The sequence below is a fragment of the Nonomuraea polychroma genome (genome assembly GCF_004011505.1).
GTDB lineage: Bacteria > Actinomycetota > Actinomycetes > Streptosporangiales > Streptosporangiaceae > Nonomuraea > Nonomuraea polychroma.
This window is the reverse complement of the sequence record NZ_SAUN01000001.1, coordinates 6210802-6225220: the sequence shown is the minus strand read 5'-3', so window position 1 is coordinate 6225220 and position 14419 is coordinate 6210802. Positions and strand designations below refer to the sequence as shown.

16 protein-coding genes are annotated in these 14419 nt (G+C 69.4%); 11 read left to right on the top strand and 5 right to left on the bottom strand.

Annotated features, from left to right (window positions below):
• Window positions 1-16: 16 nt before the first annotated feature.
• Window positions 17-832 (top strand): hypothetical protein, encoded by an 816-nt coding sequence (locus EDD27_RS28380; protein WP_127935097.1) that lies wholly within the window; start codon window positions 17-19, stop codon window positions 830-832.
• 163 nt (window positions 833-995) lie between these two features.
• Here EDD27_RS28380 and msrB read toward each other — a convergent pair whose 3' ends face one another.
• Complete coding sequence (msrB, locus tag EDD27_RS28375; protein ID WP_127935096.1) at window positions 996-1397, bottom strand: peptide-methionine (R)-S-oxide reductase MsrB; 402 nt, start codon at window positions 1395-1397, stop codon at window positions 996-998.
• Between the two features lie 445 nt (window positions 1398-1842).
• On the opposite strand from msrB, the gene ligD reads away from it, so the two are divergent.
• Entirely contained in the window at window positions 1843-2844 is a 1002-nt protein-coding gene (ligD, locus tag EDD27_RS28370) for a non-homologous end-joining DNA ligase (RefSeq protein WP_127935095.1), read from the top strand.
• 16 nt (window positions 2845-2860) lie between these two features.
• Here ligD and EDD27_RS28365 read toward each other — a convergent pair whose 3' ends face one another.
• Entirely contained in the window at window positions 2861-3670 is an 810-nt protein-coding gene (locus tag EDD27_RS28365) for an MBL fold metallo-hydrolase (RefSeq protein ID WP_127935094.1), read from the bottom strand.
• Between the two features lie 416 nt (window positions 3671-4086).
• Here EDD27_RS28365 and EDD27_RS28355 point away from each other — a divergent pair, with 416 nt between their 5' ends.
• Window positions 4087-4488: a hypothetical protein gene (locus EDD27_RS28355; RefSeq protein WP_127935092.1), complete on the top strand. Its 402-nt coding sequence runs from the start codon at window positions 4087-4089 to the stop codon at window positions 4486-4488.
• Between the two features lies 1 nt (window position 4489).
• Entirely contained in the window at window positions 4490-5155 is a 666-nt protein-coding gene (locus tag EDD27_RS28350) for a class F sortase (protein ID WP_241564297.1), read from the top strand.
• Here the strand turns inward: EDD27_RS28350 and EDD27_RS28345 are convergent, their stop codons facing one another.
• Complete coding sequence (locus EDD27_RS28345) at window positions 5156-7285, bottom strand: acyl-CoA dehydrogenase family protein (protein ID WP_127935090.1); 2130 nt, start codon at window positions 7283-7285, stop codon at window positions 5156-5158. It abuts the gene before it with no gap.
• Window positions 7286-7359: 74 nt separating this feature from the next.
• Between EDD27_RS28345 and EDD27_RS28340 the strand changes: the two genes are divergently transcribed.
• From EDD27_RS28340 to EDD27_RS28310, 7 genes are all read left to right on the top strand, one after another.
• On the top strand, window positions 7360-7890 hold the full coding sequence (locus EDD27_RS28340) for a P-loop nucleotide/nucleoside kinase family protein (protein WP_127935089.1): 531 nt from the start codon (window positions 7360-7362) through the stop codon (window positions 7888-7890).
• A gap of 306 nt (window positions 7891-8196) precedes the next feature.
• On the top strand, window positions 8197-8565 hold the full coding sequence (locus tag EDD27_RS28335; RefSeq protein ID WP_127935088.1) for an RNHCP domain-containing protein: 369 nt from the start codon (window positions 8197-8199) through the stop codon (window positions 8563-8565).
• 1 nt (window position 8566) lies between these two features.
• On the top strand, window positions 8567-8974 hold the full coding sequence (locus EDD27_RS28330) for an RNHCP domain-containing protein (protein WP_127935087.1): 408 nt from the start codon (window positions 8567-8569) through the stop codon (window positions 8972-8974).
• Between the two features lie 82 nt (window positions 8975-9056).
• Window positions 9057-9896 carry an alpha/beta fold hydrolase gene (locus tag EDD27_RS28325; RefSeq protein WP_206641692.1) on the top strand — a complete coding sequence of 280 codons (840 nt, stop codon included), beginning with the start codon at window positions 9057-9059 and terminating at the stop codon, window positions 9894-9896.
• Between the two features lie 648 nt (window positions 9897-10544).
• A complete protein-coding gene (locus EDD27_RS28320; protein ID WP_127935086.1) occupies window positions 10545-10862 on the top strand; it encodes a hypothetical protein in 318 nt (105 codons plus the stop codon).
• A 264-nt stretch (window positions 10863-11126) separates the two neighbouring features.
• Entirely contained in the window at window positions 11127-11474 is a 348-nt protein-coding gene (locus EDD27_RS28315) for a cupin domain-containing protein (protein ID WP_127935085.1), read from the top strand.
• 323 nt (window positions 11475-11797) lie between these two features.
• On the top strand, window positions 11798-11944 hold the full coding sequence (locus EDD27_RS28310) for a hypothetical protein (protein ID WP_206641691.1): 147 nt from the start codon (window positions 11798-11800) through the stop codon (window positions 11942-11944).
• Window positions 11945-12041: 97 nt separating this feature from the next.
• On the opposite strand, the gene EDD27_RS28305 is transcribed toward EDD27_RS28310, so the two are convergent.
• Both EDD27_RS28305 and EDD27_RS28300 read right to left on the bottom strand, forming a co-directional pair.
• Entirely contained in the window at window positions 12042-12917 is an 876-nt protein-coding gene (locus tag EDD27_RS28305; protein ID WP_127935084.1) for a tetratricopeptide repeat protein, read from the bottom strand.
• Between the two features lie 19 nt (window positions 12918-12936).
• Window positions 12937-14370: an aldehyde dehydrogenase family protein gene (locus tag EDD27_RS28300; protein WP_127935083.1), complete on the bottom strand. Its 1434-nt coding sequence runs from the start codon at window positions 14368-14370 to the stop codon at window positions 12937-12939.
• Window positions 14371-14419: the final 49 nt, after the last annotated feature.

The window sequence follows — 14419 nt, the reverse complement described above, 5'->3', positions numbered from 1 at the left end:
GGGCAAGGAGGGCGGGGTGGAGACATCTGGAAGGCCGGGTCGCAGCCGGCGCGCGGCCGGTCGTCACGCGGCGGGCCGCTCCCGGCGCGGGCGGCGGCGTCGCCGTGCCGGGCGGCGAGGGCTGGTGCTGGGGGCGCTGGCGCTGGCCGGTGGGGTGGCCGGGTTGCTGGGCGCGAACGGGACCTTCGGAGGGGCGCCCGTGGCCTCTTCCAGGGCCCCCGCGCAGCCGGGGACGTCCGGGCCACAGGTGGCCGCGGAGGAGGATCGTGCCACGGCGGTGCCCGGCCGGGGAGGGGCGGCGAGCCCGAGGCCGAGCGCGCAGGCCTCGGCGCGCGAGATCGAGCAATCCGTGCCCGTGCCGGTGCCCAAGGAGGCCACGAGGCCCGTGCCGGAGGAGAGCGCCGGCCCCAGCACGGTCGAGGGCTCGGCGCCGCCGGGGGAGGAGCCGGGGGAGGCCGTGCTGCTGGTGCCCGGGATGGACGACACCGACGGCTACCGCGCCGACGGGCCCTCGGCGCACACGGACCGGCAGGCGGCGGAGTATTTCCGTACGCGGTGGGGCCCGGACGACAAGGCGCTGAAACACCTCAAAGACATCCGCACCATCGGCGGTTATTTGCGGATTTATACCGATTTACCGGGGAGTGCGCACAATTCCACCCATGCCATAACGTTGTGCAAGCGTGGCCTCGCGTACCTGAAGGCCGCAGGGGTGGCCAGGCCGGTGGTGTTCGTGCAGGCGAAGTTCGGGGAGAACGGCAACCCGGTGCTCGCCAATATCCTCGGTCCGTCGGACAAGAGCTGCAGCGTCACCCATCCGGCGCCCGACTGAGCGGCTCAGCGCACGCGTACCCGCGTCTTCGCGCACACGTGGCACCGCTGGGTCACGATGCGACCGATGGTCTCTATCGTCACCCAGCGGTGCCGGAGATGAACGAACCGCACGCGTCGGTTTTACCCGCCGCAGCGGATTGGTACGCGGAGTCGCGAGTCGATCACGCCTTGGGTTCGAGCCGGAGCGAGACCGAGTTGATGCAGTAGCGATCGTCGGTCGGAGTCGGATATCCCTCGCCGTGGAACACATGCCCGAGATGCGAGTCGCACCGGGCGCACCGCACCTCCGTCCGGGTCATGCCGTGACTGCGATCCTCGATCAGCCTCACCGCCTCGGACTCGGCAGGCTCGAAGAAGCTCGGCCACCCGCAGTGGGACTCGAACTTCGTGTCAGACCGGAACAGCTCCGCGCCGCAGGCCCGGCACGAGTAGACGCCTTCGGTCTTGGTGTCGACATATTCCCCCGTGAACGGGCGCTCGGTGCCGGCCTCCCTGAGGACGTGGAACTCCTCAGGGGAAAGCTGGCTCCGCCACTCGGCCTCGCTCTTGACGACCTTTTCCATACGTTAAGAGTACGAGATCTGGCAAAAAGAGATCTCCGCAGGGTGAAGCATCCATTCCGGGCGGAATTCGCGTCTTTGTAGGCAAGGGGGTGTCATCGCCTCCTGCCAAGGGGTGAGATCGTCCGCCGATCCCGCCGAGCGGCACAGCCCACGCCCGTGCTGGAGCCGCGGGGATCGTCACGGCCGGCCGGGTGGCGCGCCAGCGCCCGGAACGGCGACGGACGATCTGTTGGCCCGCCCCGTCGAGCCCTCGGTCCCGCCACCGAGGAGGCTCCGGGGCGGGCCCGCCCTGTCCATCGGCCTCACCCCGTGAGGCCGGTTCCCCGCCTTCCCCGCTCCTGCGGGCGACGGCCCGGCCTGCTCATTGGCGCCCCATCGCCGCCTGTTCGTGGACCTGCGGTGCGGACCCGCCGCAATGTCACAGGACGGTAGTAGGTTCGAGGGCATGGCATCGCCGTTCATAGAGCTCGAGGTTGGCGAGCGAACCGTCAAGGTCACCAACCCCGACAAGGTGTACTTTCCAGAGATCGGCGCAACGAAGCGCGACCTGGTGGAGTACTACGTGAGCGTCGGCGAGGGCGCGCTGCGGGCGCTCAGGGACCGGCCGACCAACCTCAAGCGCCACCCCGACGGCGTGCAGACCGAGGCCATCTACCAGAAGCGCATGCCGCCCAAACATCCCGACTGGCTCCAGTCGGTCACCGTCACGTTCCCGAGCGGCCGCACGGCACAGTCCCTGCGGGTCACCGAGGTGGCCGCCATCGCCTACTGCGCCAACCTCGGCACCATCGATTTCCACCCCTGGCAGGTGCGGGCCTCTGACGTCGAGCACCCCGACGAGCTCCGCATCGACCTGGACCCGCAGCCCGGCCTGGACTTCGACGCCGCGCGCAAGGCCGCGTTCCTGACCAAGGAGGTGCTGGGCGAGCTGGGGATGACCGGCTTCGTGAAGACGTCGGGCAACCGGGGCGCCCACATCGCGGTGCGCATCGAGCCGCGCTGGGACTTCATCGAGGTCCGCCACGCCGGCATCGCCCTGGCCAGGGCCGTGGAAGAGCGGGACCCGAGCCTGGTGACCACGGCGTGGTGGAAGGAGGAGCGCGGGCAGCGGGTCTTCATCGACTTCAACCAGAACGCCCGCGACCGCACGGTGGTCAGCGCCTACTCCATCAGGGCCCAGCCGCACGCGCCCGTGTCGACACCGCTGACCTGGGACGAGCTGACGGACGCCGACCCGCGGGACTTCGACATCCGCACGGTGCCGGCCCGCTTCGCCGAGGTGGGCGACGTGCACGCGGCCATCGACGACCAGGCATACTCGATCGAGCCCTTGCTGGAGCTGTACGCCAAGGACGAGCGCGGCGACATGCCTTATCCGCCCAACTACCCGAAGATGCCGGGGGAGCCGATGCGCGTCCAGCCGAGCCGCGCCAGGAACGCCGACTAGTCCTCCGGCAGCATGATCAGTGGCGGATGAGCCGGTGCGGGGCGAGCTCCCGGGTTTCACCTCGTTCCAGGTAGACGACCCGGTCGGCCAGCCCGGCCTGCTCGATGTGCCGCCGGAAGTCGTCCAGCGGTGAGCTGAAGGCGGCATAGTCGTCGTAGTGCACCGGCACGACCGTGCTCGGATTGATGACGTCCACCCACGAGGCGCCCTGCTCGCCGTCCATGGTGACCATCAGCGTGCCCAGCTTCGTGCCGCCCAGGTGCACGATGGCCAGGTCGATCTCGGGGAAGCGGCGCGGGATCGCGTCCAGGCGGCGGTCGAGCAGGGTGTCGCCGCTGATGTGCAGGCGCAGCTCGACGCGCTCGTCCCGGTTGCAGAACTCCACCATCGTGCCGATCACCGGAGGCAGCAGCGCCTCGGCCGCGCCGGGCGCGTGCCTGGCGGGCAGGGCCGTGATCTTGACGATGCCTCCGGAGCCGCGGAGCTTGTGCTCCTGCCACTCCTCCAGGCCCACGCTGCTGCGGAAGCCGCGCCAGCGCAGCTTACGGGCCGCCGTGGTGGTGGTGATGATCGGCGTGTCCTTGTCGATGCCACGTCGGGCGACCCGGTCCCAGTGGTCGCCGTGCATGTGGGACAACACCACCGCGTCGAGCGTCGGCAGGTCCTCGATCTCCACGGCGGGGTCGGTGAGACGGCGCGAGCTCAGGCCGTACCCGAGGTACGCCCGCTGCCCCCGATGCAGGAAGTTCGGATCCGTCAGCAGCGTGAAGCCGTTGTAGCGGATCAGCGTGGTGGCGTTGCCGATGAACTGCAGGCTTCCCTTCACCTTTGGCCTCACTCCGGATACGGCGACCGCTGGCCGGGAGGCACTCCGCCGCCCTTGCCGCCGCCTTTGCCGCCCTTGTCGGTCCCGTGCGGGCGGGTGGCCCGCCGCTTGGCGCCGCTCTTCGTCTCAGGTATGGCGTGGGCGGATGTGGAGTCGGTAGCCGCTTTGCCTGATCTACGAAGTTCGGGCTGTTGTGGTTGACTCATGGCTTTTGTCCCCCTAGAGGAATACTTCTGCCACGCCAGCGGCTACCCAAACACTCCGTATCTGCCTGTTGCGCTTCGGTCACATTACTTGACTCTGGGTCCAATAGTTCGCAAGGCTCTCTGGTGCATCGGGGGCGACAGCCGACGAATTCGGGAGCCTTCATGGCAAGAGCGCGACGTCTCGCAGCAGCGGGAGCGGTAACGGCATTCATGGTCGCAGGAGTGAGCCTGGCGGCGGGCATCGGCACCGCCTCCGCACAGTCCGGCCCTGAGCTGCCGGACGTGATCCCCACCTGTCTCCTTCCGCTGCCGATCCTCTGCGACGAATCCGCACCGGAGGACACCGCACCGCCCGAAGACCCCGGCTCGAGCGCGCCGCCTCCGGAGGAGGAGCCCTGGCCCCCTCAGCCGGGGCCTGACGCGAATGAGGACGAGTGGCGGCCTGCCGGTGAACGGGAGCACAAGGTGCCGAAGGGGCATCCGGAGACCGGCGGTGGCGGGATCGCGGAGGACGGTGCGGTGTGGCCGTTCGCGCTGGGCGGCGCCGCGCTGCTGACCGGGGCCGGCCTGGCCGGGTTCGCGGTACGGCGCCGCAAGGATGTCGTCGCCTAGCGTGGCCGACAAACCGGCTGCTCGCGGGCATCGACTGATCCTGCTCCTCGCGGGCGTCATCACCCTGGCCGGGGCGCTGCTGATCTGGTTCGGGCTGAGCGGCATCGTGGGCGGCGAACCCGAGGCGGCGCCGGTCGCGACCGTACGCCCGGCGCCGGTCACGGGCGTGCCACTCTCCAAGATGGCCGAGCCCATGGAGCCCGCCCGCCCCACAGGCGTCTACATCCCGTCCATCGGCGTCGCCGCGCCGCTGACGGAGCTGGGCCTGGACGCGAGCGGCGCCATCCAGAACCCGCCGCTCGACGCCCCGAACCTCGCCGGCTGGTACCGCTACGGCCCCGTGCCCGGCCAGCGCGGCGCCGCCGTGATCACCGGACACCTCGACACCAGGAGCGGCCCCGCCGTCTTCGCCCGCCTCAAGGACGTCAAGCGCGGCGACCAGATCCAGGTGCTGCGGGCCGACCGCTCGGTTGCCGTCTTCGTCGTCGACAAGGTCGAACACACGCCGAAAACACGCTTCCCCGCCAAGAAGGTCTACGCCGAGCTCCGCTATCCGGGCCTGCGACTGGTGACCTGCGGCGGGGCGTTCGACCGCCAGGCACACAGCTACCAGGACAACACGATCGTGTACGCGCACCTGGCGGCCCCGTACTACCCCAAACCCTGATCAGGGATCCCGCGGCAGTCCCAGCACCCGTTCGGCGATGATGTTGAGCTGCACCTCCGTCGTCCCACCGCCGATCGTGAACGCGCGGGTGGTGAGGATCATGCGGTTCCAGTACGGGTCCGCCGGGGCCAGCGACCAGCAGAACTCCGAGATCGCCTGCGCGTGCCGCATGCCGAGCAGCTTGCGGACGCTGGAGGCCGCCCCGGGGTCGGCGCCGGACAACTTCGACAGCGTCACGCGCAGGCCCAGCGCCGAGATGGCCTGGCCTTCCGCCCACAGGCGTCCCGCCTGCTCACGCTGCGCCTGCCGGAGCGTGGGCAGCCGGGCGATCAGCTTGACCATGTCGGTGTGCTGCGAGCCGGGCCCCCAGGAATCGCCGAGCGCGACGCGCTCGTGAGACAGCGTGTCCCTGGCCACCCGCCAGCCCTCGTTCACCGCGCCGACGACCAGGTCGTCCGGCACGAAGACGTCGTCGAGGAACACCTCGTTGAAGATCTCCTCGCCGTTGATCTCCTTGAGCGGCCTGACGGCGACCCCGGGGGAGGACATGTCCACCAGGAAGTACGAGATCCCGTCGTGCTTCGGCCGCTCCGGAGCGGTGCGGGCGAGGCAGATGCCCCAGTGGGCGTACTGCGCGAGCGACGTCCAGATCTTCTGCCCGGTCAGCGACCAGCCGCCCTCCACCTTCGTGGCCTTCGCCGACAACCCGGCCAGGTCGGAGCCGGCTCCCGGCTCGCTGAACAGCTGGCACCACACGATCTCGCCGGCGAGCGTGCCCGGCAGGAAACGTTCCTGCTGCTCACGCGTGCCGTACCGGACGATGGACGGGACCGCCCAGGCCGCGATGCCCAGGTTCGGGCGCTTGAGGTCGCGGAACTCCTGGTGGATGATCACCTGCTCGAGCGGAGAGGCGTCCCTGCCCCAGGGCCTCGGCAGGTACGGCATGATCCAGCCCTCCCGTGCGAACCGGGCCCGCCTGACCGCCGGCTCCTCCGCCCGCAGCGACTCCGCCTCCGCCCTGATCGTGTCCCTGACGGCGGCGGCCTCCTCCGGGAGATCCGGCTCCATCGCGCGCCGCGTGCCAGCCACGGCCAGCCCGGCCACCTCCTCGGCCCAGGGACCGGGGTCGCCGGCCAGCATGCGGTCGGACAGGGCGCGGCGGTAATAGCGGTGGGCGTCGTGCTCGAAGGTGTACCCGATGCTGCCGAGAACTTGGATCATGTCCGCCGCACACCGCACGGCCGCATCGGGCCCGAGCACCGCCGCCACCCCGACCGCCAGCCGCGTCTCGTCACAGAGGCCGATGCCATCCCCAACGGTCGGCTCACCGATGCCGGCGGACGGCCGGCCGATGGCGGCGGATGGCATGGCGACGGATGGCATGGCGACGGCGTCCAAGGCCCTGGCGGCGTCCCATACCGCGGCACGAGCCTGCTCCAACGCCACGCGCGCGGCCGCCGCCCGGTGCTTGACGCCCTGGAACTGCCCGATCGGCCGGCCGAACTGCTCGCGTACCTTCGCGTAGTCGGCCGCCGTCGCCACGGCCCACGCCGCGACCCCGCACGCATCCGCTCCCAGCAGCACCGCGGCGATCTCCCGTACCGGCGCGCCGGTGAGCACCCGGTCGGCGGGCACGGGCCGGCGCGGCGTCACGGAGCAGAGGACCCGGTCGAGATCGATGCCGTCGGCGGGCTCGGCGAGGACGTCTTCGCGGCCCACCACCGCCCAGTCGCCATCACCCACCGGTAGGAGAAAGAGGTCCGCGTCCCGCGCCCCCAGCGCCGTCGCCCCGCCCCCGCTGCCCAGGCCGTCCGCCGGGAGGGCGACGGCCGCGGTCGTCGAGCCGCCGGCGAGTGCCCTGATCAGGTCATCGTGCCGGCCGGCCGAGCGCGCGAGGACCGCCGACACCACGACCGTCGGCAGGTAGGGACCTGGGACGCGCAGCTCACCCAGCACCTCCAGCGCGACGCACAACTCCAGCAGCCCATACCCCTGCCCGCCGCACTTCTCGGACAGATGCAGTCCCAGCAGCCCTTGCCCGGCCAGGGCCGCGTGCTCGTCGGTCCGCTTCGCCAGCCCCCGCACGGAGGCGGCCAACGCCAGGTGTTCCTCGGTCAGCCCGATACCCATGAGTCCGAATCTAGAACCTTATTCGGTGGATCTCCAGTGCCGCCTCCACGGCTCGTCGGGACAGTATTGACCGCATGCTCATCGTCATCGGGGGCTTGCCCGCGACGGGAAAGACCACGCTCGCCCGTCTCCTCGCCCAGCACATAGGCGGAGTCCATCTGCGCATCGACACCATTGAGCAGGCGATCATCCGGTCCGGCCTGGCTCGCCGGCTCCTCGGCCCCGCCGGCTACATCGTGGGTTACGCCTTGGCCGGGGACCATCTTCGCGGCGGACTCACCGTGATCGCGGAGTCCGTGAATCCTGTGGAGATCACCCGTGACGCCTGGCGAGAAGTGGGGGCCGAGGCGGGTGTACCGACCGCAGAGGTGGAAGTGATCTGCTCGGACCCGATCGAGCACCGGCACCGTGCGACCTCGCGGTCGACCGACATTCCCGGCCACCACCTGCCCGACTGGCAGCAGATCATCGACCGCGACTACGAACCGTGGGACCGGGAGCGCATCGTCATAGACACCGCCGGGCAGGCTCCAGAGGACTCGCTTGGCGTGCTCCTGCGAGCTCTCGGCCGCATTCCTGGGGACGCCGTCCAGGACATTAGCTAGCGTCGAAGCGGGTTCGTCGGCAGGAAAACCATTGGCGGTGCGCCGCAGAGCCCCATTACCCTCGCACGAGGCCGAGTCGAATCGGCGGTTCACGCCGCCGTGGAGGGAGTGGGTTTATGTCTGGCACCGCGCCACGTGCGCCTCGATGTGCTGCCGGCGACTCCTGTCTCTGACTCACGACACCTGAGATCGTTCTGACCGGGGCCGGACCGCCCGCGGCATCGGCGTGCCCGCGTCCATCGCGTGGCTCGCCCAGGCGCACTTCCTTGCTGCCTTACCAACCCATTTCGGCAAGGAGTACCCGCGTTGTCTGCCAACGGCAAACCACGTTCCATCGTCAACACCGAGACCTTCCCATGCGTACGCTGCGGCCTGACCGTGACCGCGACCGCACCTGACGGCACCCGCCGCAACCACTGCCCGAGCTGCCTGCACTCACAGCACACGGTTGACCGCGTGGAAGGCGGCCCGTCGGACTGCCGGTCCCGGATGATCCCGATCTCGATCGCGGTCCTCCGCACCGGCGACTGGATGATCATTCATCGTTGCACCCGTTGCGGTGAGCTGACGTCCAACCCCATCTGCGGGGACGACAACCAGCTCATCCTCATGCGCATGGCGGTACGCCCGCTCGCGCAGCCGCCGTTCCCCCTCGAGGCGTTCGGCGACCTGTGACATGCCCAGGAGGAACCCGGCCCGGGAGAGGCCGCAACGACGCAAGAACCTCCATCATGACCGAGAGCCGGCAGCCGACGCTTTCCGCTGCGTCGGCTGCCGCCTCGACGTGCCGATGATCGCGCCGGGCACCGCGCACCGCAACCACTGCCCGAACTGCCTGACCAGCCTGCACGTCGACCGCCGGATCCCGGGGGACCGGCGAGCGGGCTGCCGGGGCCGGATGGCGGCGCTGAGCGTCACCGTCCGGCCGGACGGGGAGTGGCTGATCATCCATCACTGCCAGTCGTGCGGCGAGCTCAGCGCCAACCGCATCGCGGGCGACGACAACGCGCTGGCGCTGCTGCGCATCGCCATGCGCCCGCTGTCCGACCCCCGCCTGCCGGTCACCGCCCTGCTCGCCCTCTGACAACGCTCGCCGGGGCCGTACGCGTACGGCCCCGGTGAGACACCTGGCGCGCGGATTGCCTGGTCGCTAGGCTCGCCGGGTGGTGAAAGAGCTGGATATGGATCTCGGCGACGACTGCAGGCTGCACGTCTATGACAGGGTCGCCGACGCCGACCGGCTGACGGTCTTCTGGCATCACGGCACGCCCAACATCGGCACGCCCCCGGCACCCCTCTTCCCGGCCTCGGACCGGCTCGGCATCCGCTGGGTGTCGTACGACCGCCCCGGCTACGGCGGCTCGACCCCCGTCCCCGGCCGGAACGTGTCCTCGGCGGCAGAGTACGTCAGGCGCGTCGCGGACGCTCTGGGCATCGACAGGTTCGCCGTCATGGGCCACTCGGGCGGCGGCTCACACGCCCTGGCCTGCGCCGCCCTGCTGCCCGACCGGGTCCTGGCCGCGGTCAGCGTGTCGGGCATAGCCCCGTACGGCGCGGAGGACCTCGACTGGTTCGCCGGCATGTCCACCTCCGGAGAGGCCTCCCTGCGTGCCGCCGTCGCGGGCCGCGCGGCGAAGGAACGACACGAGGCGACGGCCGAGTACGACCCGGAGATGTTCGCCCCAGTGGATCACGCGGCGTTCACCGGCGAGTGGTCCTGGTTCGACAGCGTCGTCGGGCCGGCCCTGGAGAACGGTCCCGGCGGGTTGATCGACGACGACCTCGCATATGTGGCCCCGTGGGGGTGCGATCCTGCCCAGGTGACCGCGCCGGTGCTGCTCATGCACGGTGGCCAGGACCGGGTCGTGCCCAGTTCACACGGCGAGTGGCTGGCCCGCCACTGCCCTCGTGCCGAGCTGCGGCGATATCCGGAGGACGGGCACATCTCGGTGCTGCATTCGGCCACGGACGCGTTGGAGTGGCTCGGCGTGAACGCCACTTCTTGACGAGGAGTGTCGAATATGAGATGTCATCGGCTTCTCTCGGCATGAGGCCTCGAAATTCACACGCGGACTGGGATAAGCGCTTCTGTCGAGTGGCAATGCTGTCCGCGCTCTGCGGTTGGGATTTTCAGTCTTTGATGTGGCTTCGCACATATCGCCCTACCATCCCCGCTCTGTCAGTGCTGCGCCACCTTCCCCGGCGGGCTCCGGGTCGGATTGCGCTCAGGTCCCGCCACGCTGCTGCGACAGCCCGGCGAGGATGGTCTTGCACCTCCTCCGATTAACCACGCCTCACGGCGTAAGCGGATCCAGGCTCAGCTTTCGCCGCCGAGAGCGTATTCATGTGTTTCCAGTTCTTCGCTTCCCCTGTAGGCCGCGCGGATAAAACCGACAAATCGCCCCATTTCGTTTTATTTCATGAAGGCTTAGCGGCCCATGGATTTGTTAGAATCAGGCAAACATCACGAAAGCCCCCGTTTGCTGGACACTTATCCCGGAAAGAAAACGCACGGATAGCGCATTTAGCCGCCATCCTGCAATATTTTCCAAACCTGTCCGGAAAATATGGAGAACAGGGCAACCGAACCTTTGGGGGGAAATTCAATGCCCAAGTTCAAGACTGCGACCGCGGCTCTCGCAGTCAGCGTCGCTATGACCGCTGCCGCCGTCACGCTGGCTGCTTCCTCGACCGCCTACGCCGCGTCCATCACTACCTACGTCACCGGAGGCGCGCCGCCACAGCCGGTCAAGAAGGCGCCCGTGGTGAGCTACGCCAAGCCCAAGCAGCATCATCACCACCGCCAGAGCTTCCACTTCCGCCACAAGCAGAAGGCCCACGTCTGGATCCACAACAACAACCACCAGAGCCAGAACCAGGCCGCGCGCCAGGACCAGGACCAGGACCAGGACCAGGACCAGAAGGCCAAGAACAAGCTGCTGCAGCTGTACCCGCCGACGCCGGACCTCTGAGGGAACCCTGAGGGGACACTCCCCTCGTAACTAGCGCCCGGCATGAGCGCGTTGAACGGTCGAGTGGCGATCAGGCGACATCATCCCGGTCGTCGCGAGCGGCACCAGAGTGCCTGTGTCCCGCAGAGGCGTCACCTACTCCGGCGAGGCAATGAGCCGACGCGGGACACAGGCACTCCGTTTCATCGCGACGCGAGCGTAACCGCCCGTCGGACCGGCCACCGGCGCGCAGACGCCGGCGTCGTGCATGGCTATGCTTCCGCTATGGAGATCATCGAGGGCGCGGGGGTGTGGACACCGCTCGCCGCCGGAGCGGCCAACGATTGGGTGGAGCACCTGAGGGTGCCGGACCTGTCGGTCGGAACGTACTGCATCCCGGCCGGCGGGCGTGACGATCAGAGTCCGCACACCGAGGATGAGATCTACGTGGTCACCGCGGGCCGGGCCAAGATCGTGACACTGGACGGCGCGGCCGAGGTGGGCCCTGGTTCGGTGATCTTCGTGCCGGCGGGTGAGGAGCACCGCTTCGACGAGGTTACCGAGGACCTGGCGCTGCTGGTGGTGTTCGGTCCGGCGTACGGCTCTCGCGCGCCCCTGGCCACCGGGAAGTAGGTAGGTGACGCTCCCCGTGGCGGCGCTCCATCTTGCCGACGCGCCGGGCCACGAGGAGCGGCCGGTATCCTACCCGGCTCCGATTCCGGCCTGGATGTTCTCGGCAGCCTCCTGCGGGCTGATTTCCGCCGCTTGAGCGGCGCTCCGCAGATCCTGTGCGGTGATGTTGGCCGGATTACCGTGATCGTTCTCCGGCTCTCCGCAGCCACAGCTTAGACACATGTCGTCTCCCTCCTGCGCCCGCACCACCTACCCGGCAGTCCGCACTCAAACAGGCACAATCGCGCAGCTCACGGCACATCCCGGACGCGTCCGGACGCGTCGTGGCGCACGAGTCGCCGGTGGTGGAGGCCCTGCCGGACGCCGCCGAACATCGCGCGTTCATCGCGCGGGTGCGGGAGACATTCCGCACCGAGGGGCTCATGCCTGCGATGGCCGTGTTCATGGCGGGTCTGAGTTACGGCAGGTAATGCGTCGGGGTGCGCGAAAGGCAGCCCTCGCCTGTGGGGTGAGAGCCCACCGGCAAGACGCCAGAGCGGGCGAGGACCGAGCCTTCCCCTCCGCCCCCTAGCCGCCGAATTCCAGGTGGAGGGCTTGGGTGAAGTCGGAGACTGCTTCCTCGTGGCGTTCCAGCTCCTGGAAGATCTCGCCGCGCACCCGATACGCCCACACGTACTCGGGGTCCAGCTCGATCGCCCGGTCCAGATCGGTCAGCGCCGCCTCGTTGTCGCCCAGTTCGCTCAGCACCGCGCCCCTGCTGCCCAGCGCCCGGTCATTGTCCGGGTCCAGGTCCAGGGCTCGGTTCAGGTCCGACAGCGCCTCCTCGTACCGGTCCACCATGCGCAGGGCCTCGCCTCGTCTGCTGAGGGCGCGCACGTGCTCGGGGTCGATGTCCAGCGCCTTCGTGTAGTCGTCGATCGCCTCCACGTACAGGTGCATGCGCTGGTACAGGTCGCCGCGGGCCACCCAGGAGTAGGGCAGGTCGCCGTTCAGGGCGAGGATCTTGGCGTGTTCGTCCAGGGCCTCGTCGAGGCGGTCCAGGTCCACCAGGGCGTCCGCCTTCGCCTCCAGGATCCACAGCGAGTCGGGGGAGAGGGTGAGGGCATGATCGAAATCGGCCATGGCCTCCTCCAGGCGGCCCATCGCGGCGTGGGTCTGGCCGCGCGAGCCGAGCGCGTACGCGCTGTCCGGTTCCAGCTTCAGTGCCTCGTCGAAGTCCTCCAGCGCGGCCTCGTACCGCTCGATCATGCGGTGGCTCTCCCCGCGCAGGCGCCAGGCGCGGGCGTTGTCGGGCGCCAGGGCGATCGACTCCGTCAGATCCGCGATCGCGGCGTCATGCCGCGACAGGGCGATGTACGATTCGGCGCGGCTACGCAGCACCGACGCCCGTGACTGGGCGGCTGCCTCCGAAAGGCCGGAGTGGTCCTTGATCCCCTCGCTCACGAGGGGCAAATCTATCCGACTAGATCTGGATAATGGCGGCCTTTTCGCGGGTGAACTCGAGGACCGAATCGTGGCCGTACCCGCTGTCCTTGACGCCCCCGAACGGCAGGCCCGGCGGCATCTGGCGGAAGGTGTTCACCCACACCGTGCCGCTCTGCAGATCCCGGACGAAGCGGTGCGCGCGGCCGAGGTCGCGGGTCCAGACGCCGGCCGCCAGCCCGTACGGGGAGTCGTTGGCGATCCGCAGCGCCTCCTCCTCCGTCTCGAACGGCAACGCCACCGCCACCGGCCCGAAGATCTCCTCCTGGCACACCCGCAGCGAGTTGTCCTCCGTCGTGAACAACGTCGGCTCCACCCAATAGCCGCCCGGCAGCCCGGGCACCACGTCGGCGCCGCTCCGGCCGCCGAAGACCAGCCTGGCGCCCTCCTTCTCGGCCAGCTCCAGGTACGAGGTCACGCGCTCGAACTGCCCCGCCGACACGATCGGGCCCATCGTCGTCGCCAGGTCCTGCGGGTCGTTCAGCACCAGCCCCGCGCAGACGTCGCGGATCCGGCCCAGCATGTCGTCCCAGATCGAGCGGTGGATGAGGATGCGCGAGCCGGCCACGCAGACCTGCCCGGCGTTCCCGGTGTAGATCGAGTTCACGGTGACGCCCTGGGTGGCCGCGTCCAGGTCGGCATCCGGAAACACGATATTGGGCGACTTGCCACCCAGCTCGAACGTCATCGGCTTCAATGCGTCCGCCGACGCCCGGGTGATCGCCTGGCCGGTCGCCGTCGAGCCGGTGAGGCTGATCTTGCCGACGTCGCGGTGCCGCACGAGGGCGTCCCCGACCTCCTCACCCAGGCCGCTGACGATGTTCAGCACCCCGGGCGGGAACACCTCGGCCAGCAGCTCGCCCAGCCGCAGCACCGACGCGCTCGCCTGCTCGGCCGGCTTGACGATCACGGTGTTGCCGGCCGCCAGCGCGTACGCGGCCTTCGCGGAGAAGGTCGAGATGGGGGAGTTCCACGGGATGATGCAGACCACCACACCGTGCGGCTCCCGCCGCGTCAGCCCGAGCGCGTCAGGACCGAGGATGACCGTGTCGCCCTTGACCGCGTCCAGGCACTGCCCGGCGGCCAGCTGCCACAGGTACGCCATCCCCGGCAGGTCCTTCTTCAACGTGTCCCGCAGGATCCTGCCGTTGTCGCGGGTCTCCAGCCTGGCCAGTTCTTCGGCGTGCCGGCCGAAGACCTCCGACACCTTGCGCAGGTGGTGCGCCCTGGCCAGGGCGGGCAGCGCCGACCAGGCGGGGAATGCCGTGCGGGCCGCCGCCACGGCGGCCTCGGCCTCGGTGGGGCCGCTCGCCGGGATCCGCGTCCACACCTCGCCGGTGGCCGGGTCGACCGAGTCCATTGTCCGGGCTGCGGCGACGAGCTCGCCGCCGATCAGATTACGGTAGTCAGACACGTACCAAGCATATGCTTGCTTGATAACATCAGGCCATAAATCCCGATAT

Coding starts and splice junctions, on each gene's coding strand:
- ligD (WP_127935095.1), top strand. CDS start 1,843: ATGGCATCGCCGTTCATAGAGCTCGAGGTTGGCGAGCGAACCGTCAAG.
- EDD27_RS28315 (WP_127935085.1), top strand. CDS start 11,127: ATGGAGATCATCGAGGGCGCGGGGGTGTGGACACCGCTCGCCGCCGGA.
- EDD27_RS28330 (WP_127935087.1), top strand. CDS start 8,567: ATGCCCAGGAGGAACCCGGCCCGGGAGAGGCCGCAACGACGCAAGAAC.
- msrB (WP_127935096.1), bottom strand. CDS start 1,397: ATGGAAAAGGTCGTCAAGAGCGAGGCCGAGTGGCGGAGCCAGCTTTCC.
- EDD27_RS28340 (WP_127935089.1), top strand. CDS start 7,360: ATGCTCATCGTCATCGGGGGCTTGCCCGCGACGGGAAAGACCACGCTC.
- EDD27_RS28320 (WP_127935086.1), top strand. CDS start 10,545: ATGACCGCTGCCGCCGTCACGCTGGCTGCTTCCTCGACCGCCTACGCC.
- EDD27_RS28345 (WP_127935090.1), bottom strand. CDS start 7,285: ATGGGTATCGGGCTGACCGAGGAACACCTGGCGTTGGCCGCCTCCGTG.
- EDD27_RS28355 (WP_127935092.1), top strand. CDS start 4,087: ATGGTCGCAGGAGTGAGCCTGGCGGCGGGCATCGGCACCGCCTCCGCA.